Origin of the sequence: Candidatus Nanosynbacter sp. TM7-076 (assembly GCF_022828325.1) — a bacterium.
Lineage (GTDB): Bacteria > Patescibacteriota > Saccharimonadia > Saccharimonadales > Saccharimonadaceae > Nanosynbacter.
In genome coordinates, this window is record NZ_JAJQJS010000002.1 from 296763 (window position 1) to 315136 (window position 18374).

Consider the following 18374-nt stretch of genomic DNA (forward strand, 5'->3'; position numbering starts at 1 on the left):
ACTATAAACAAGCGTTCTGTAAAAATGCTTTAAGACATCTGCAAATATCTCAGAGCGTTTACATACCATCAAAGACCAATAAAACTACATCGCCATCTACATTATTAACGCTCAGCTCTATAAACCTCATCAAATCATCTATTTGCATGACGATATCAGCCTCTCGCCTCTCTTCCGCTAACTTTCGTATCTCTGACAATTCATTTTTTACCAGCCGAACATATGAGTAGCCGTCTACGACAGTATGTCCATAAAGATCAATATGCGCAATCACTGAAAATCGCTGCTCAAAATCTTCAGCGTCATCCACCAAGTCATAAGCAAAGTTAAAAATATCCTTTAAGTCATTACTCTTTGAGCTACTCTTAAAATCATCCCGTAAACATTGACTAGAAAGAAATCTAGCCCACATACCATCGCAATAAGTGTTATTCATAGTCATTATTATCTCACCTATTCCGCGTTATTAGAAACATATAACTGCAAAAACAATAAAAAAAGACCTCAACTATACTTGTTGAAGTCTTAAAATTCGATTTGGCTCCGGCAGCTGGGCTCGAACCAGCGACCTATTGGTTAACAGCCAACCGCTCTACCACTGAGCTATGCCGGAATATGTCTTGTATTATAGCGAGTTTTTGAATAGTTGTAAAGTTACTGACGGACAATTTCCAATGCTTTTTTTAAAATCTCCACTTCCGAACGTGATTTTTCGTCGTCCTCGGCTTCTCTCTTCTTAATTTCTTTCGCTAAATTTTGCCACCAAACTTCTTTTTTCTCACTACTCAGCGTCAAAGACCTAGCTTCGCCGTCCTGCTTCTCCAAAAATCCCGCAGCCACCAAATTATCAACATGTTTTGCCACCGTCGACACCGATTTATAGCCTAAGGCGCGCATAATTTCCCGAAGCGTCGGACTATAGCCATTACCCTTTATAAACCCATCGATAAAATCCAACATTATTTTTTGCTTTTTCGTCAGTTTCATATCTAAAGTATACACCATACGCTATACTTAAAATATGGCAAAAAAATATATTAACGACGTTCGATTCTGGCTATTGGCTATTATTATTTTTGGCGGCGGCTTCGCCCTGCATCCCAGTGTCGGCTTATCAATTCTGGATTTCCCGTCACTGCGGGTAGGATTATATCAAATCGTTGCCGTAAGCCTACTGTTATTTTCCTTGCCATTACTACTTAAAAAACGCCAAGAATTGTTAAAAAACCGATGGCTAATCGGCGGATTTTTAGCAATTTTTATCGCCATCGTCGTCGGCATATTTTTCGCAGAAGCACGCCTGCGCACCGCGTTATATTCGTTATCGCTATTATTCTTACTCGCCGTCGGATTATCCGCTGGCTTAATTTACAGCGAATTGTCAAAATCAGAAAAGCGCAAACTCATCAATGTCGGATTATGGAGCGGGCTAGTTTTTGGGATTTTAGCAATCATTCAACTCATCATCGCCACTTTTGAACCGACGGGATTTGGCACGCTTTGCGCTGGTTGTAAAGCCGACGTTTTTGGATTTCCACGAATCAATTTATTCGCCGCCGAACCACAATTCTTCGCCAATTCTCTACTTCTAGCGTTCTTCCTTGCACTCTTTCAGTCAAAATCTCGCTTAGCCGAATTTAGCCTATTTTTCACAACTCTTGCCATATCTTTAACATTTTCCCGTGGCGGGTTTTTGGCAATTTTTATCGCCATAATAACCTTATTTATAATCGCTTTCGTAAAACGAATTGACGCATCTTTTGTGTGTAAAAAACTTCCAATCATCTTCGCAGGATTACTGTTTGGATTCATCTTATTATTCTCGTCAGCCAACATTAAATACGCCAATACACCTTTTATTGCACACAATACCTTCGTTAGCATGGTCGATCAATTATCTCTCGGGAAAATTAAGATTCCGCAAAAATCCATCGTCAAAAATCCGTCACCAAAACCCACCGAAAACATTCCGCCAAGCAACAATTCTTTCCAGCCTGCCGGTTTTGTTGAAGCTTCCGCCAACGATAGACTTAGCGCCAGCGATTTAGCCATAAAATCTTGGCTGTTATCGCCACGAACGTTCTTCTTCGGCGTCGGACTCGGCAACCTCGGAAATTTCATCCAAAAACACCTTCACGTAAACGTCCCGGCAGACCAAACGGTCTACGTTTTTTACATATTATTACTCAGCGGCTTAGGAATCATCGGGCTATTCGTCCTCCTAATTGCCCCGTTAATAATCATATTTTTCGCCATAAAAAACATCCGTAAAATTAAAGCTCAATTTATCTTGTCGCTGACTGTCGCGATATTTATGCATTTTTGGTTTTTTGGCAGTTTCATAAATACGATTCATTGTTTTGCTATAATTGGCATATTTTTGTATAATTACCCCAGAGATTATGCGGAAAAAGTCTGATTTTTACTTCAAAATTGTTCTAGTCGTTCTTGATATCTTAGCTTTATTGAGCGCATTTACTATTGCCTATATTTTGCGAATTTCCCTGGATCCTAGACCATTTCATATCAGCATCAACGCTATAGATTTTATCACTTCCATCTTTATGACGTTGCCGTTGTGGATCGTGATGTTCTATTTCTTTGGCTTATACGACCGAGAGATTTACACGCACCCATTGCGAAACTTCGGACGAATACTTTTGGCGTCAATCACTGGAATTATGATTATGATTTCTGTGACGTTCTTTACCAACACTCCGTTATTTCCAGCCAAACTCGTCGCTGGTTATGCCACTGTAATTGGCTTCATCTTACTAATGATTTTCCGCAGCGCTGCCAATATTGTTCGCCTGAAGCTATTAAAGCGCGGTTTGGGTGCGCGTCGTGTTATATTAATTGGCAATTGTGATTTAACTCACGTTTTGGCTGATTTTATAGAGACTAATCCGTTAACTGGCTTTAAGATTAGCGGAATTGTTGCGCAAACCCAGTTCATTCCTATTGAATTAAAAAAGCTTCGACGCTTGTCATTAGAATCGGCGCTCACCAGGGATAAAATTGACGTCATCATCCAAACCGACTCAAAAAACGTTAGCGAACATTATCAAATTGCCCAGAAACATTATCTGGATTTTTATCAAGCACCAGAATTTGACGGAATTATGACCACCAAACACACTATTGATATCATCGACTCCGTGCCGCTAATTCACACTCATCCGACACCGTTAATGGGCTATGGGCGAATTGTTAAGCGGATTATGGACATTGTAGGTGGGACAATTGGAATTATCATCACCTCGCCAATTATGCTTTTGGTGGCAATTGCCGTAAAAATCAGCGACCCGGCGGGACCGATTTTAATGCACGGCAAACAGCAAAAACGCCTCACTCGCTACAATCGACCGTTTAAGGTCTACAAATTCCGCTCGCATTACGCAAAGTTTGATGGCAAAACCGACGAAGAAGTGTTTCGAATGGTCGGTAAGCCCGAACTAATTGAAGAATACCGTAAAAACGGCGACAAACTTGATCATGATTTTCGCGTGACGCCAGTTGGTCGATTTATTCGTCGATTTAGCCTTGATGAATTACCGCAGTTATTCAACGTCGTTAAAGGAGATATCAGCCTGGTCGGACCGCGAGCGCTGGTGCCGCACGAATTAAGCGCCTACGACAAAAAACACGTTTTATTAGCGGTCAAATCAGGACTCACTGGACTGGCTGTAGTATCCGGCCGACGCAGCATCAGCTTTGAAGAACGGCGACGAATTGACTTATATTATGTTCAAAACTGGAGTCTCTGGCTGGACATCACGATTTTATTAAAAACCTGCTTGGTTATTTTCCAGAAAGATAATTGATGAGTAAGCCAAAAATTGTCATAGTTCACGACTGGATTTACGGAGGCGGAGCCGAAAAAGTCGTCTTGGAAATTCACAAATTATACCCAGATGCGCCAATTTACACTTCTTTTTGCAGCGATGAATGGCGAGAAAGATTAGACAACAAAGTCGTTACCGGCTATTTACAACGATGGCCATTTTCAAAAATTCGACGATTACTGCCGCTTCTTAGACAGTGGTGGTTCGCTAAGCTTGATCTTAGTGAATTTGACATTATTATCTCCAGTTCGGGAAATGGCGAGGCAAAATTCGTCCGCAAATCCAGACCAGATCAACTTCATATTTGCTATTGCCACACACCGACGCATTTTTATTGGCGACATTATGACGAATATATCAAACGACCAAGTTTTCGCCCACAATGGCTGGCGCGACTAGGCTTAAAAATCCTAGTCCGACCACTGAAAAAACGAGATTTCAATGCCGCTCAGCAAGTTGATGTTTTTATCGCCAACTCTACGGGAATTCAGGCTGATATTGAAGAGTTTTACCAGCGAAAAAGTACGGTTATTTTTCCGCCAATTGACGTATCGAGCTTCTCGCCACTTGCTAAGAATCGCAAGCAAACGTCCATCCCAAAGAATCCTCGCTGTCTGATTTGGGGGCGAATTGTGCCGATGAAACGACTTGATGTCGCTATTAAGGCTTGTCAGAAACTTGGCTGGCAATTAGATATTATCGGAAAAGGTCCAGACGTTGACAGCCTGAAGAATATCGCCGATAAACATACTAATTTCTTAGGATTCGTTGATAATGCCACGCGAGAAAAATATATTAAAAAAGCAGATTTGTTTATTTTTTGTTCACACGAAGATTTCGGAATTGCGCCAGTCGAAGCGTTGGCATCTGGTATTCCAGTGGTTGCATATGAAGCTGGCGGCGCGCTTGATTATATAAAATCTGAGAAAAATGGTTGGTTCTTTTCTGAGCAAACAGATTCTTCACTGATAGAAACCTTAGAGAAACTCCCAGGGAAAAAAGTTTCACCAACAAGAATCTCAGCCACAGCAAACGAATTTTCAGCTGCAATTTTCCATAAAGCGATAAAAAATATAGTTGATAAATCATGGAAGGAACATTATCGTGAAAATCGTAATTGACGCCCGAACATTAAGGACTAGCACTGGTCGCTACATCGAACGGCTGATTCATTATTTGCAGAAAATTGACAATAAAAACGATTATGTTATCTTACTCAAGCCAAAAGATTTTGATAGTTGGCAGCCGAGCAATCCGCGCTTTAAAAAAGTCGTTTGTCCCTACAAAGAATACACTTTCGCTGAGCAAATCGGCTTTAAAAAACAACTTGAAAGCCTCCATCCAGACTTAGTTCATTTTGCGATGGTTCAGCAGCCTGTTTGGTATAATTCCAGTCCAGTTGTTACTACAATGCAAGATTTGACTACTGTTAGATTCAGGAATCCAGATAAAAATCCTGTCGTTTTCTGGATTAAGCAACAAATTTACAAATGGGTCAATAAAAAAGTTGCCAGAAAATCTTCGCACATCATCACAATTTCTAACTTCGTAAAAAATGATTTGATTAAATTCACCGGCGTAAACCCAGAGAAAATTACTGTAACTTTGGAGTCTGCGGATGAATTACCAAAAGGCAACGAACCTGTTGATGAGTTGATTGGTAAAAAATTCATTATGTATATCGGTAGACCAACGCCACATAAAAACCTTCGACGACTAATTGACGCGTTTGCCTTGTTGCAGAAAAAATATCCAGATTTAACGCTGGCTTTGGCGGGTAAAAAAGATAGTAATTACGCTCGCCACGAGACATATGTAAATGAGCACGGAATTAAAAACGTTGTGTTTACAGGCTTTATATCAGACGAGCAATTGCGCTGGATGTATGAAAATACGGCAGTTTATTGCTTCCCTTCGCTCAGTGAAGGATTTGGTCTGCCAGGGCTAGAGGCAATGCTACACGGCGCGCCAGTCGCTTCGAGTACGGCCACTTGCTTACCAGAAACTCACGGCGATGCTGCTCACTATTTTGATCCTTTCAGCGTCAAGGATATAGCAAAATCAATCGACGACATCTTATCTGACGACAAATTGCGCAATGAACTCATTAAAAAAGGCAAGAAACACGTTAAGATATTTTCATGGCAGCGCATGGCCGAGCAGACTTTGGCTGTATATGAAAAATATGGTCGAAAAAGTTGAGATTAGCTTTCCTGTCCGGTAGCTTGATTAATTCGAGTAGACGAGTCTGCTTTATTTGAGCCGCCAACTCCATAGACCATTTCAATGTTGTACTTTTCGCAAACATCACGCTCTGGAACAACTTCCGGTGCTGACCTATCGCCACCATTTGCAAACACCAATTGACATCCCGGATATTGCCGAGCAATCATTTCTAAGGTTTCCGTAACCGGAGGATTCTCATCAATAGAAAGCATCACCTGATCCACGCCTTTTAATGCTCGCATTAAACGGAGTCGATTTTCTTCATTAAGGATAATTTTTCCTTTTTTTAGCAATTGCTGTTTGTCGTTATTCACCACTACAATCAAATAATCACCCATTTTTGCAGCTGCCTCGATCATATCTAAATGCCCACCGTGTAATGGATTAAAATAGCCGCTAACAATTACAACTTTCATAATATCCTCCTCTATAACTTCTCTATTATACCTGATATACTATACTTATGACAAAGATGCTAGTCACGGGAGGCGCGGGATTCATTGGCTCGAATTTTGTGCATTACACCGTAAAACACAAGCCAGAATATGAAGTCACTGTTATTGACAAATTAACCTACGCCGGAAATCGTGCTAATTTGGAGGCTGTAGCTGACCAAATTACATTCGTAGAAGGCGATATTTGTGACGCCGAATTAATAGACAAATTAGTCGCTGAAAATGACATAGTTGTACACTTCGCCGCCGAAAGTCACAATGATAATTCTTTACGTAATCCATGGCCATTTGTTGAAACAAATATAATTGGCACATATACCATTCTAGAGGCTATTCGAAAACACAATAAGAGATTACACCACATCTCAACTGATGAGGTTTTTGGCGACCTAGAGCTTGATGATCCAAATCGCTTCACAGAAGACACTCCATACAAACCTTCCAGCCCCTACTCTAGTACTAAAGCTTCCAGCGACATGCTAGTTCGTGCCTGGATTCGTAGTTTTGGTATTAAAGCAACTATCTCAAACTGCTCTAACAATTACGGACCATATCAACACATTGAAAAGTTTATTCCGCGTCAGATTACCAATATTTTAAGTGATATCAAGCCAAAACTTTACGGTACCGGCGAACAAGTACGCGACTGGATTCATGTTGATGACCATAACTCAGCGGTTCATTTAATCCTAGAAAAAGGCGTTCTAGGAGAAACCTACATCATTGGCGCGGATAATGATCACGTTAATAATAAGATGGTGATTGAATTGATTTGCGAGCTAATGGGTAAAGGTAAATATTGGTACGAACATGTCAACGATCGTCCAGGTCACGATATGCGCTACGCAATGGATTCCAGCAAGTTACGCCGCGAGTTAGGATGGCAACCGCAATACACAGATAATAAAACCGGCATGCACGATGGATTAATGCAAACTATTAACTGGTATCGCGAACACGAAGACTGGTGGCGCGCCCAAAAAGACGCCGTTGAAGCAGCTTATGCAAAACAAGGACAATAATTATGTTTGACCCAACTGACTACAATGAACTTACAGTCACTGAATCGTCAATTCCAGGGTTATTTGTCATCAAATTACCCGTACATGGCGACAATCGCGGCTGGTTCAAAGAGAATTATCAAAAAGAAAAAATGGAAGCCTTAGGTTTGCCATCGTTCAATATCGTACAAAACAATATCAGCTTCAATGACAAAACTGGCGCCACACGCGGTCTTCATGCTGAGCCTTGGAACAAATTCATTTCAACAGCCAATGGGCGTGTTTTTGGGGCTTGGTGTGACCTTCGTAAAGGAGATAGCTTCGGCCGAGTTTTCACTCACGAGATTAATCCGGGTACGGCAATTTTCGTTCCTAAGGGTGTAGCTAACGGCTATCAAACACTTGATGATAATGTCGCCTACACATATCTAGTTGACGCTCATTGGTTCCCGGATACTAAATATACTTTTGTTAATTTATTTGATCCAGAACTAAAAATCAACTGGCCAATTGATAAAGATCAAGCAATTATTTCTGAAAAAGATGCCGCACATCCACTATTAAGTAATGTAATTCCTATGGAGGTATAAAATTATGGACGATAATAAAATTTTCATTATTGGTGCTAACGGACAACTAGGATTAGCCCTACAAAGACAATATCCTAACGCCAAATCTGCTGACATTGACACTCTTGATATCACAGACTTAGAGTCAGTTGAGTCTTTCGACTGGTCCAACATTGATATTGTACTTAACGCTGCTGCCTTTACTAATGTCGATGGAGCAGAAACCGAAGAAGGTCGCGTAGCGTCTTGGAAGGTTAATGCGTCTGCGGTGTCTAACCTTACTCGAGTATGCCGAAAATATGATATGACAATGGTTCACATTTCCAGCGATTACGTATTCGACGGAACCCAAAAACCCCACACAGAGGACGAGCCACTTAGTCCGCTTAGTGTCTATGGTCAGAGTAAGGCTGCGGGAGATCTATTAGTTGAACAATTAGACCGCTTCTATCTACTTCGATCCACATGGGTAATTGGTGAAGGCAAAAATTTTGTTCGCACCATGCTAGGATTGGCGGAAAAAAACATCTCGCCAACCGTTGTTAATGACCAAATAGGTCGCTTAACGTTCACTAGTGAGCTAGTGCGTATTATAGATCATTTATTGTCAACTAAGGCTCCATTCGGAACTTACAATGCAACGAATGACGGACCACTCGCTTCTTGGGCAGACATTACTAGAAAAATATTTGAATTATCTAATCATAAAGACTTAATCGTTTCTAATACAACTACCGCAGAATATTTTGCCAACAAGCCTGGAGTTGCGCCACGACCGCTCAATAGTGATATGAGTCTAGATAAACTACACTCTACAGGATTTCAAAGCCGTAACTGGGAGGAAGACTTAAGGCAATACATCTCAAACAACGCCTAAAAAATACAACCTCCATTAATCTCAAAACCGTTTAACCTTGATACTGTCGAACCATAGATATATAATCATACAACACAAAGGAGAATATGATGAAGGGAATAATTTTAGCGGGTGGATCAGGCACGCGTCTATGGCCAATTACAAAAGCCATAAGTAAACAGTTGATGCCCATTTATGACAAACCGATGATTTACTATCCGCTAACCACGTTAATGCAAGCAGGAATTCGTGATATTTTAATAATCACTACTCCAGACGATCAAAACGGCTTCAAAAAACTTCTTGGCGATGGATCACAGTGGGGCATAAATTTAGAATACGCTGTTCAACCTACACCAGACGGTCTAGCACAAGCTTTTATTATCGGCGAAAACTTTATCGGCAATGATAAAGTGGCATTAATACTTGGCGACAACATATTCTACGGAGCCGCCCTTGATAATTCATTACAAGAATGCACAGACCCCGACGGTGGCATTGTATTTGCATATAAAGTGCTTGATCCCGAACGCTATGGAGTGGTTGAATTTAACGGGAATAATCAAGCTGTTTCCATCGAGGAAAAACCAGTGCATCCAAAATCCCACTTCGCAGTTGTCGGCTTATATTTTTATGACAATGACGTAGTAGATATTGCTAAAAATGTAAAGCCATCCGACCGAGGAGAACTGGAAATAACATCCGTAAACGCTGAATATCTAAATCGCAAAAAACTCAAAGTACAGACTTTAGACAACGGTGATGTATGGCTTGATACTGGCACAATAAATAGCTTAACCGATGCCGAAGATTTTGTACGTGTAATCCAAACAAGGACTGGACAAATAGTCGGATCACCCGAAGCAACTGCCTTTCAAAACGGTTGGATTTCCAAGGAGCAGTTAGAAATACTTGCCGAACCATTAAAAAAATCTGGATACGGCAAATATCTATAAACTCCTACAAGCACTGACTACATCGTTCGTAGACAATCCGTCCACAGTCACAACCACAACTCTGTCATAGCCGAGGGTGTTATATACAGTATTCTTAATTAAATCATCCCTGGTTAAAATAAGCCATTTTTTTATTCCACATTTTTATTATTATCCTTTGAAAAAATAAATAAATTAAAAACCAGAAAGTTCCAAATTGCAAATACTGCAGTCACTATAACTTTCGCCCATTGGATATCCAGTATGTTAGAGTTTACTAATGTAGCAATAATTACTGAAGTTGCCACCATATTAAAAATACTAAGTAATGTATAGAGAATAATTTGCGATCTTAAAGAAAATCTATCATATTGACTATGATTAAAAACTTTCTTACGATTCGCAGGAAAGTTAAAAACAAATCCCGACAAAAAGCCGATGCCACTAGCCAAAAAAGCCGGCAAATGTATATTGTGATATAAAATATACGATATTGACGCATCTATTAGCAGTGTAATACCACCTACGGCAAGAAATAAAAAGATTTTTAAAAATATACCATTTTTCATATTATCTTTATTAAGAATATCATATTCGTTCATAATGTATATATGATTGTAGTATAATTGATTACATGTACAGAAAACTAGAGACCGCAGTTGTTATACCTTGTTATAACGAAGAGAAAATGATTACTCAAACAATAAAGAAAATACCAGAATACATAGATCACATTATAGCCGTTAATGATGCTAGCACTGATAACACTATTGGAGTCTTGAACAAACTAAAAAAACAATATAGCAAGCTTATCATTGTTGACAATAAGGTAAATCAAGGCGTCGGAGGAGCTCTTATCGCTGGATATGATTATGCGATAAAAAATACTAAAGCAACAGCTATCGGTATAGTCGCAGGAGATGATCAGTTTGATTCATCATATCTAAAGGCAATGCTGGATGACTTCATAGATCAATCAGCAGACTACGTAAAAGCAAGTAGATTTTTCCATCGAGAAGCCTTCAAGACTATGCCAAAATATCGCCAATTTGGAAACATATTCATATCTCTACTCACCAAATTTTCTACTGGGTATTATTCTATTACAGACATCACTAACGGGTGTGGTTGGCTACGTCGTGAAATAATCGAAAAAATCGATTTTTCTATAGTAGAAAAACGTTATGATTACGAAACTAGTATGCTGACTGCTCTGTCTATAGCTAACGCTAAAGTTATTGATCATGCCGTGCCAGCACATTACGGCGACGAAAAATCAACCATCAAGCTAATCCCGACAGCCTGGAGAAATCTAAAGGCTGTATGGAAAGGATTCTGGCGCAGGATTTATTACAAATATGTATTATATGGTTTTCATCCCGTAGCACTATTCTTATTTACAGGTATGTTTTTCTTAATAATATCGCTATTATTGGCTATATTTTTGTTATATGTTAAGTTATTTGCCCACCAGTCACCGACCGCAGGCAGCGTAATGTTAGCTGTACTACCGTTTATACTAGGAATACAGTTAACGTTGACAGCCCTTACAATCGACGTATCCAACGAAAATAATAATTTTAAGAAATAGATTACCAGATTAAAGATTAATGTTAGATACGTCACCAATACCGTCAACTAAATAGTCTGGCTCCATTGATTTCAAGAATTCCTTACTACGAATTCCACTCAAAAGAGCAATACTGGTCGCATTGAGCTGCTGAGCCGCAGCAACATCAGCTTCAGTATCTCCAACAATAATAGAGTCTTCAGGATTATCTATTGTTTGCTTAATTATATCTGCCTTTTTTAATAATGTACCTTCTTTTGTGTCACTATGCCCTGATAAAATTTTTTCAAAAAAGCGCCCAATCCCCAACTTTTCAATCTGCTTATCTAGAGCGTCTGAATTTCGCCTTAAACTAAGTAGATATAGCTTATTATCATTCGAGGATAGCTTTTTTAGCGCAGACAAGCTATCTACAAAAAGCTCATCTCTATACAACTCCTCCAATGATTCTATGCGATCAATAAATAATTTGAGATAATCATCCCTATTATTTACCTCAAGCCCACTTATCAACAATAATTCATTCCAGGAAATATTATCACGTTTCAATTCCCAATATTTCTTCTGATCAAGAGGTGTGCCGCCCATTTTTTCGACACACTTCTTATATACTCTATAATGACGAGGAGCAATATCGACCAAAGTACCGTCAAAATCTATAAATATATTTCTATTTGCAATTTTCATAGAGATCACCCATCTCCTTAATTTTATCTGGAAAGAACACTTTAGGATGATAATCAAGTAGACTCTCTGCCTTTGATATATCAATCACTATATCGCAACCACCGCTATCGGACATAATATTTATACTGCTACTCGATCGCATACTTTTAATAATTGACTCCGCTGTTTCTTTAATAGAGACTCCTCTACCCGTCCCAATATTGATTACCCCAGCGCCCGCCGAATTAACTGCACATATAATACTACTAGCTACATCGTCAATATGCACATAGTCGCGAAGAACTAGTGGACCATTGATAGTCAGATTACCTCCAGACTTAGCCGCCCTAATGAAGTTAGGGATAGCCCTAGCAATTGGGTCATATCCGCCATACATTATTGAAAATCGCAGAATGGTAAGCTCTTTGTTATTTTTTTGCGCAAATGATTGAGCAATTACTTCGCTAGCTATCTTAGTGGAACTATAATATGAACTACCAGACACAACATTATCTTCCGTAATTGGACCACTAATTTTTGTTTTATCATAAGCTTCTACAGTGCTGCCGATAATAATCTTTTTTGCCTTTTTACCAAAATACGTTAGAAGATTAATAATCCCATCTATATTGCCTTCTTTACACTTCTCTAAACTATCTTCAATAGTTTTTTTTGGCACAAAAGCCGCCAAATGAACTATAGCGTCAAACTCTTTATCAGCCAATACATCAGCAGCTATCTTTGAGCTCTCCTTACTAGACAGGTCGCATTCAACCCACTTAACATCATCATAATCAATATTAGATCTGCCTAAACAAATTATCTCCCAGCTGGCAGGCGCCATTTCCAAAAAACGCCTGCCAACAAAACCAGATGCACCAGTAACGAGAATTTTCACCTATGATATTTCCTTAAGGATACGATCACGCTGAGCAACACTCTCTTCTACAACTCCCATATCCGACAAAACTGGTCGGAAGTCCATTCCTCGAATCCATACTAGACCGTCTGGTAGAGGATTAGTGTTATTATCAATCGCAGGAATCTCTTCGCCATAGCCAAGCTTAACAAACATTTCAGGCATATTAAGACCCGCTTGTGTAAAGAATTCGTGAGTTGTAAAGAATCGGCCAATATTAATTTCTGTTGGATTCGGTACACCATTTTTGTCGTAAGCCATATCCACACCAAATAGACCATCCGGCCTACTATCAACAGCCAACACAGCCCTACGAGCAATATCATCAAGTTCGGCATCCGAATAAGTTAATCCCGTTCCAGTAGCGCCGGTGACACCTGATGGAGAAATTTTTGACAACTCCCAATATAAGCGCTTGCGTCCCTGGGCAACAACTAACTCGCCATCTTTCCATAACGACATCCAAGTAACCGTCTCTGGTTCAAGCAATTCTGATACTGTAAAATTACCAGACCACGAGCCATTTTTCTCTTGGAAATCTAACCAGTTCTTAGCAGTCTTAACATCGTGAACTGGAAGAGATCCACGACCGCCGGCTCCTGATATTGCGCGAATCCACATAGACCCACCCATCTCTTCTAATAGAGCATCTAAATCAGTATCTTTACCTTCAATTAGTTTAGTCTTAGGAACTTTAATACCGGCCTTTTCCCATAGTTTAAACGACTCAAACTTATCTTGAAGGATCTTAACGGTTTCTTTGGCTGGAAAGAATGTTTTGGCTTTAATTTTCTCTCGATTCTCGCTCAAAAACCCAACCTCAACATCGTTTTGCGCGTGTACAAACTCAATATTTTCCTTCTCTATAATGTAATTCAAAAAATCAATGTACTTTGGGTCGTTTGCCAACGGTGCTAGATATTTAACATCAACTTCAGCACGCTGTAAATAATATTTATCAGCATCTGTGCCAACAATGTAATATTCTTCATCCGCAGCTCTAAGGGATCGAATAAAGTTTGCAGAAGGTGATCCACCAGCACCTGTTACTAAAATTCTTTTCATATTATCCTCCTATTTAACGTCAAAAGGCGCAACAGCCTCTAATGATATTTTTAACGCTTCGCGCGCATCTACCGGATCAACAATTGATGCCGTCCTGCCCATAGATTTAGCCATAAAAGCTTTCAATTCAGCGGCTAAAGGCTCTTCAAAATCAACTTTTATCACGCGCTTTTCTGGATCACCAACCTGCAAAACAAATTCAGTAAATCCATCTTTCTGAATTTCTTTCATATTATGTTTATAATACGTAAGTTCCTGTGTTATATAATTAGCCTCTAGATAACCTAACGACCCAGTCAGTGCAATGGTACGAATTTTTACTGGAGTCAGCCAATTAGCCTGAATAAATCCTGACGCTCTACCATAATCCATTAATATTTCTGCTGAATCAATTTTTTTACTATGACGAGTACGCGATCCGTGGCTATGAATAGCTTTAGGTTTTTGTCCCAATAGATAATTAACTATATCAACGTCATGAACTGCAAGGTCAATAATCACATCCGTTTTTGGCTCAACAGCAGGAAAACCACCAACACGCTTACATACTACCGATGTTATGTCACCTATAGCATTGTCATCGATCATCTGCTTCAGCTTCTTAATGACTGGATTAAACCTCTCTATATGACCAACTGTAAACGTAACTCCATTTTCCTCAGCACAAGCAATTAGCTTATCAGCCTCTCCCACCGAAGATGCAATTGGTTTTTCAAGCATACAATTAATACCTCGAGACATCACCTCAGTTGCAACTTCAAGATGAAATGGAGTAGGCACAACCACAGACACGGCATCTGGATGAACTTTCTCAAGCATTTCCTTGTAATCAGTAAAGAATTTTGTTTTGTATTCGTCAGCTAACGATTTTGCGGCTGGATTAACGTCTGCTATTGCCACTAGCTCAGATTCTGGAAGCATGAAATAATTACGCACATGATTGCGCCCCATATTTCCAGTACCAATGACAGCAACCCTTATTTTACCTTCTTTATTATTAGTCATTTACGGCTTCCTTAATTGCGCTAGCAATTACTTCAATATCAGCATCTGTAACTTTTGGATGAACAGGCAAAGACACAACTCTTGCAGCCAAATCTTCGGCAACAGGAAAATCTCCCACTTTATATCCAAGTTTTGAAATATGTGGATATACGTGCAACGGTTTTGGATAATAAACTCCAGCACCAACTCCTTTTTCTCTTAATTTAGCTATAAAATCATCTCTTCGTATACTCTTATCTAGTAAAATAGTATATTGGTGATATACGTGATTTCTGTTACTTGCAATCTTCGGTAAGACTATCTTTTCAATTCCAGCCAACGCCTCATTTAACATATTAGCGTTATGTTGTCGCCTATTCGTAAAGTCTTCTACTTTCTTTAATTGCTCAACGGCGATAGCACCGTGCAAGTCTGACATACGATAGTTATATCCCAAATCAGCGTACTCGTAAGATGAAGTCATTCCGTGCTGTCTGAATGAGCGAATAGCAGCCGCAGCATCATCGCTATTAGTGGTAACAACGCCACCTTCACCACACATAATATTCTTTGTAGCATACAGTGAAAAACATCCAAAATCACCCAAGGCACCAGTTTTCACGCCGTCATATTCTGCGCCAATTGCCTGACATGCATCTTCAATAATTTTTAGTTCGTGCTTATCTGCAATTTCTCGCAATTCCTTCCAATCGCAAGGTTGACCATACAAATCAACTGGAATTATAGCCTTAGTCTTGTCTGTAATAGCTGCTTCTATTTTTGAAACATCGATATTAAATGTCTCCTCATCTATATCTACAAGAACTGGTCGAGCACCCAACATTAGTATAGGGTTGATCGTAGCAATAAAGCTATATGGCGTAGTGATAACTTCATCACCTTCACCAACTCCTGCTGCATATAAAGCACAGTGGATAGCAGCCGTACCGCTATTCACAGCTAAAGCATGTTTCACTCCACAATATTTAGCCCAACTTTCTTCAAGCTCAGCGACTTTCGGTCCCTGAGCCAGCATACCTGACTCTATAACTTCATTTACTGCCCGACGCTCTTCTTCCTCTATAACGGGTGATGCAATATTTATCATTACGTAGCCTCCTTATACTCTTACTACCTTCAACAATTATAGCACATTACTCATTTTTTATTTTTCGTTTTTTAGACTTGTTCTCAAAAAACACAATCTTTATACTTGCTATTTTTACTGTATACTAATAAATGTTATGCAAGTTCTACGTTCTATTTTTACAAAATTAAAAGACGATTCGTATAAAAAATGGATTTTCCCGTCTACTATTATCTTTTGTCTAATTTTTGCGACAGGATTTAAGATATCTGGATCTTCATTTGGCTTGTACTATGACTCTTTCCTTAATGGCAAATCATCTAATCTCATATCAGGCGAAGCTCGACCTATTCGCAGCGACGAGTGGCTGGTCGTTACACAATTCACAATTGCACAAAAAGAAGCTGGGTATCCACTAATAAATAAGAACTTTGGCAATTCTGGCAAGAATATGAGCCTTGTGTCTGATGCGCCATATAAAGAATGGTCAACAGTATTCCGACCTCAAAATCTTGCCTTTTTAATAATTCCTTTCGAGTTTGCTTTTGCCTTTAAGTGGTGGCTATTATTAGCATCATTACTATTAAGTATATACTTTCTATCGTTAAAATTTCTTCCCAATAAATACGCGCTGTCAGGATCTATCGCTATCATAGGCTCTTTCACTCCTTTTATATTCTGGTGGTATCAAACCATTACTATAATGAGTATCGTCTGGGGAATTGTCATACTGCTATTAATAATGAAATTAATAGAAAATAAATCTTTGTCTTTTTTAAAGAGATATAAACATGGTGATATAATATCGAAACTCATATTATCACTTTTATTAACCTATTCAATGGTAAGCTTCGCCCTACTATTGTATCCAGCCTTTCAGATGCCTGTTGTCATCACTGTATTTCTAGTGGCGATTGGCTATTATATAAATACTTGGAAAAAAGCACCCAAAAAAGTGCGAAAAATACTATATGTAAATACAGCATTCATAGCAGGATCTGCTCTAGCAGCGATCGGCATAGTTGGTATATTTTTAATCACCAGAATAGATGCCGTACAAGCCATTTCTGGTACAGATTATCCCGGGGCACGATTCGTACATTCGGGAGCTCCATCACAGGCTGATCTAATCGGTCTCACTGGCTATAGTCAATACCGACTTATGGATGACGCATCTATTTCATCGATAGATCCAAGTAAAGGATCCATTAATCAAAGTGAAATGTCTGCATTTATCATCACGCCTTTTGCATTTATCATTCCCATACTGTTTATTTTATATAGCAAATGGCGTAAAAATAAAACTATAGATTGGGTTGGAGTTGCTATTTTTGTCTCCTGCTTAATATTCATATCTCATTTATTTATTCCAGGATTCTCTTCAATAGCAAAACCTTTCATGATGCATCTTGTACCAATAACAAGATTGCAACTTGGATTAGGTTTTATAGGAATCTTTTCATTAATATACACGCTTGCCAATACTATAAAATTTTCATCACAATATCGCTATTTACCATATCTATATTCAACAATAGTGATTATCATTTATGTCTGCACCATCGTGTATGTCGTAAAGTTCAATCGTAACTTTGCCGGGGATCTTCGCTTATTATTACTAGCCGCAATAAGTCTTTCTGGTGGACTAGCCCTTATATTTATAAAAAAGGAAAAACTCGGACTGTTAGTGCTCTCTTCTTTATGTATAATGTCAACAATAACTATACAGCCGTTATATAGAGGTCTAGGAAGCGGGTATAACGATAATATTATAACCAAAAAGATTATCTCTACCTCGTCTAGTGACGATATATGGGGACTGTCTGGCACAAGCGTGCTAGAAAATTTTCCTCAAATGGCAAATAGAAAATCAATTACGGGAGTCAATACTTACCCTGATAAAGATTTCTGGTCAAAAGTATCAAAAGATAAGACAATTTATAACAGGTATGCACATATACTTCTATCTGATACCATAGATAAAGATCTCGTACTTAGTCAGCCGGACGTATTTATTGCAAAATTAAGTTGTAGTAATCATATGGGAAAATCTGTTACTCGTGTGTTATCTACGATGCCACTACAGCTACCTTGCTATGGACTAATCGATAAAGTCACTGTACATAATGGAGATATTTTATTCTATAAAAGAACTTTTTAAAGCTTTACCGTTTTATCTATATCTGCTATAGTAGT

17 protein-coding genes, 1 tRNA gene and 1 pseudogene are annotated in these 18374 nt (G+C 39.0%); 9 read left to right on the forward strand and 10 right to left on the reverse strand.

Annotated elements, in window-relative coordinates; genetic code table 11:
- Positions 1 to 58: 58 nt before the first annotated feature.
- The 3 genes from LRM47_RS02225 to LRM47_RS02235 form a co-directional block, all read right to left on the reverse strand.
- Positions 59 to 436, reverse strand: coding sequence for a hypothetical protein (locus LRM47_RS02225; protein WP_243822660.1), 378 nt, complete (start codon positions 434 to 436; stop codon positions 59 to 61).
- 102 nt (positions 437 to 538) lie between these two features.
- Positions 539 to 613: transfer RNA gene (locus LRM47_RS02230), tRNA-Asn, on the reverse strand.
- A 41-nt stretch (positions 614 to 654) separates the two neighbouring features.
- Positions 655 to 987 carry a LexA family protein gene (locus LRM47_RS02235; RefSeq protein ID WP_243822661.1) on the reverse strand — a complete coding sequence of 111 codons (333 nt, stop codon included), beginning with the start codon at positions 985 to 987 and terminating at the stop codon, positions 655 to 657.
- 34 nt (positions 988 to 1021) lie between these two features.
- Here LRM47_RS02235 and LRM47_RS02240 point away from each other — a divergent pair, with 34 nt between their 5' ends.
- From LRM47_RS02240 to LRM47_RS02255, 4 genes are read left to right on the forward strand one after another with little or no spacing between them, the layout of a single operon-like run.
- A complete protein-coding gene (locus LRM47_RS02240) occupies positions 1022 to 2419 on the forward strand; it encodes an O-antigen ligase family protein (RefSeq protein ID WP_243822662.1) in 1398 nt (465 codons plus the stop codon).
- The gene (locus tag LRM47_RS02245) at positions 2403 to 3824 is read left to right on the forward strand and encodes a sugar transferase (RefSeq protein WP_243816713.1); all 1422 of its coding nucleotides are present in this window, start codon (positions 2403 to 2405) and stop codon (positions 3822 to 3824) included. The genes LRM47_RS02240 and LRM47_RS02245 overlap by 17 nt, the downstream gene beginning before the upstream one ends.
- On the forward strand, positions 3824 to 4966 hold the full coding sequence (locus LRM47_RS02250) for a glycosyltransferase (RefSeq protein ID WP_243816712.1): 1143 nt from the start codon (positions 3824 to 3826) through the stop codon (positions 4964 to 4966). The genes LRM47_RS02245 and LRM47_RS02250 overlap by 1 nt, the downstream gene beginning before the upstream one ends.
- Positions 4950 to 6047, forward strand: coding sequence for a glycosyltransferase family 4 protein (locus LRM47_RS02255; protein WP_243816711.1), 1098 nt, complete (start codon positions 4950 to 4952; stop codon positions 6045 to 6047). The genes LRM47_RS02250 and LRM47_RS02255 overlap by 17 nt, the downstream gene beginning before the upstream one ends.
- Before the next feature lie 2 nt (positions 6048 to 6049).
- Here LRM47_RS02255 and LRM47_RS02260 read toward each other — a convergent pair whose 3' ends face one another.
- Positions 6050 to 6487: an adenylyltransferase/cytidyltransferase family protein gene (locus LRM47_RS02260; RefSeq protein ID WP_129631885.1), complete on the reverse strand. Its 438-nt coding sequence runs from the start codon at positions 6485 to 6487 to the stop codon at positions 6050 to 6052.
- Positions 6488 to 6534: 47 nt separating this feature from the next.
- Here LRM47_RS02260 and rfbB point away from each other — a divergent pair, with 47 nt between their 5' ends.
- The 3 genes and pseudogenes from rfbB (at position 6535) to rfbA (ending at position 9908) form a co-directional block, all read left to right on the forward strand.
- Positions 6535 to 7548 carry a dTDP-glucose 4,6-dehydratase gene (gene rfbB, locus LRM47_RS02265; protein ID WP_243816709.1) on the forward strand — a complete coding sequence of 338 codons (1014 nt, stop codon included), beginning with the start codon at positions 6535 to 6537 and terminating at the stop codon, positions 7546 to 7548.
- 2 nt (positions 7549 to 7550) lie between these two features.
- Positions 7551 to 8973, forward strand: a pseudogene (locus LRM47_RS04205) (sugar nucleotide-binding protein).
- Between the two features lie 89 nt (positions 8974 to 9062).
- Entirely contained in the window at positions 9063 to 9908 is an 846-nt protein-coding gene (gene rfbA, locus LRM47_RS02280) for a glucose-1-phosphate thymidylyltransferase RfbA (RefSeq protein ID WP_243816707.1), read from the forward strand.
- A 131-nt stretch (positions 9909 to 10039) separates the two neighbouring features.
- Here the strand turns inward: rfbA and LRM47_RS02285 are convergent, their stop codons facing one another.
- Positions 10040 to 10489, reverse strand: coding sequence for a GtrA family protein (locus tag LRM47_RS02285; protein WP_243816706.1), 450 nt, complete (start codon positions 10487 to 10489; stop codon positions 10040 to 10042).
- Positions 10490 to 10521: 32 nt separating this feature from the next.
- On the opposite strand from LRM47_RS02285, the gene LRM47_RS02290 reads away from it, so the two are divergent.
- Positions 10522 to 11478 carry a glycosyltransferase family 2 protein gene (locus tag LRM47_RS02290; protein WP_243816705.1) on the forward strand — a complete coding sequence of 319 codons (957 nt, stop codon included), beginning with the start codon at positions 10522 to 10524 and terminating at the stop codon, positions 11476 to 11478.
- Between the two features lie 9 nt (positions 11479 to 11487).
- Here LRM47_RS02290 and LRM47_RS02295 read toward each other — a convergent pair whose 3' ends face one another.
- Genes LRM47_RS02295 through LRM47_RS02315 form a run of 5 tightly spaced genes read right to left on the reverse strand, consistent with a single transcriptional unit; the run spans position 11488 to position 16199 of the window.
- The gene (locus LRM47_RS02295) at positions 11488 to 12144 is read right to left on the reverse strand and encodes an HAD family hydrolase (protein WP_243816704.1); all 657 of its coding nucleotides are present in this window, start codon (positions 12142 to 12144) and stop codon (positions 11488 to 11490) included.
- Complete coding sequence (locus LRM47_RS02300; protein WP_243816703.1) at positions 12128 to 13021, reverse strand: NAD-dependent epimerase/dehydratase family protein; 894 nt, start codon at positions 13019 to 13021, stop codon at positions 12128 to 12130. Before LRM47_RS02300 ends, LRM47_RS02295 begins: the two co-directional genes overlap by 17 nt.
- Positions 13022 to 14107, reverse strand: a complete 1086-nt coding sequence (locus LRM47_RS02305) for an ATP-grasp domain-containing protein (RefSeq protein WP_129636461.1) — start codon at positions 14105 to 14107, stop codon at positions 13022 to 13024.
- A 9-nt stretch (positions 14108 to 14116) separates the two neighbouring features.
- Positions 14117 to 15112: a Gfo/Idh/MocA family protein gene (locus LRM47_RS02310; RefSeq protein WP_243816702.1), complete on the reverse strand. Its 996-nt coding sequence runs from the start codon at positions 15110 to 15112 to the stop codon at positions 14117 to 14119.
- Entirely contained in the window at positions 15105 to 16199 is a 1095-nt protein-coding gene (locus LRM47_RS02315; protein ID WP_243816701.1) for a DegT/DnrJ/EryC1/StrS family aminotransferase, read from the reverse strand. Before LRM47_RS02315 ends, LRM47_RS02310 begins: the two co-directional genes overlap by 8 nt.
- Positions 16200 to 16335: 136 nt before the next feature.
- Here LRM47_RS02315 and LRM47_RS02320 point away from each other — a divergent pair, with 136 nt between their 5' ends.
- Positions 16336 to 18339, forward strand: a complete 2004-nt coding sequence (locus LRM47_RS02320; RefSeq protein ID WP_243816700.1) for a DUF7657 domain-containing protein — start codon at positions 16336 to 16338, stop codon at positions 18337 to 18339.
- Positions 18340 to 18374: the final 35 nt, after the last annotated feature.

What these genes read in the sequence shown, in the direction of transcription:
- LRM47_RS02225 (WP_243822660.1), bottom strand. Translation starts at nt 436, where the DNA reads ATGAATAACACTTATTGCGATGGTATGTGGGCTAGATTTCTTTCTAGT.
- LRM47_RS02235 (WP_243822661.1), bottom strand. Translation starts at nt 987, where the DNA reads ATGAAACTGACGAAAAAGCAAAAAATAATGTTGGATTTTATCGATGGG.
- LRM47_RS02240 (WP_243822662.1), top strand. Translation starts at nt 1,022, where the DNA reads ATGGCAAAAAAATATATTAACGACGTTCGATTCTGGCTATTGGCTATT.
- LRM47_RS02245 (WP_243816713.1), top strand. Translation starts at nt 2,403, where the DNA reads ATGCGGAAAAAGTCTGATTTTTACTTCAAAATTGTTCTAGTCGTTCTT.
- LRM47_RS02250 (WP_243816712.1), top strand. Translation starts at nt 3,824, where the DNA reads ATGAGTAAGCCAAAAATTGTCATAGTTCACGACTGGATTTACGGAGGC.
- LRM47_RS02260 (WP_129631885.1), bottom strand. Translation starts at nt 6,487, where the DNA reads ATGAAAGTTGTAATTGTTAGCGGCTATTTTAATCCATTACACGGTGGG.
- rfbB (WP_243816709.1), top strand. Translation starts at nt 6,535, where the DNA reads ATGACAAAGATGCTAGTCACGGGAGGCGCGGGATTCATTGGCTCGAAT.
- rfbA (WP_243816707.1), top strand. Translation starts at nt 9,063, where the DNA reads ATGAAGGGAATAATTTTAGCGGGTGGATCAGGCACGCGTCTATGGCCA.
- LRM47_RS02285 (WP_243816706.1), bottom strand. Translation starts at nt 10,489, where the DNA reads ATGAACGAATATGATATTCTTAATAAAGATAATATGAAAAATGGTATA.
- LRM47_RS02290 (WP_243816705.1), top strand. Translation starts at nt 10,522, where the DNA reads ATGTACAGAAAACTAGAGACCGCAGTTGTTATACCTTGTTATAACGAA.
- LRM47_RS02295 (WP_243816704.1), bottom strand. Translation starts at nt 12,144, where the DNA reads ATGAAAATTGCAAATAGAAATATATTTATAGATTTTGACGGTACTTTG.
- LRM47_RS02305 (WP_129636461.1), bottom strand. Translation starts at nt 14,107, where the DNA reads ATGAAAAGAATTTTAGTAACAGGTGCTGGTGGATCACCTTCTGCAAAC.
- LRM47_RS02310 (WP_243816702.1), bottom strand. Translation starts at nt 15,112, where the DNA reads ATGACTAATAATAAAGAAGGTAAAATAAGGGTTGCTGTCATTGGTACT.
- LRM47_RS02315 (WP_243816701.1), bottom strand. Translation starts at nt 16,199, where the DNA reads ATGATAAATATTGCATCACCCGTTATAGAGGAAGAAGAGCGTCGGGCA.
- LRM47_RS02320 (WP_243816700.1), top strand. Translation starts at nt 16,336, where the DNA reads ATGCAAGTTCTACGTTCTATTTTTACAAAATTAAAAGACGATTCGTAT.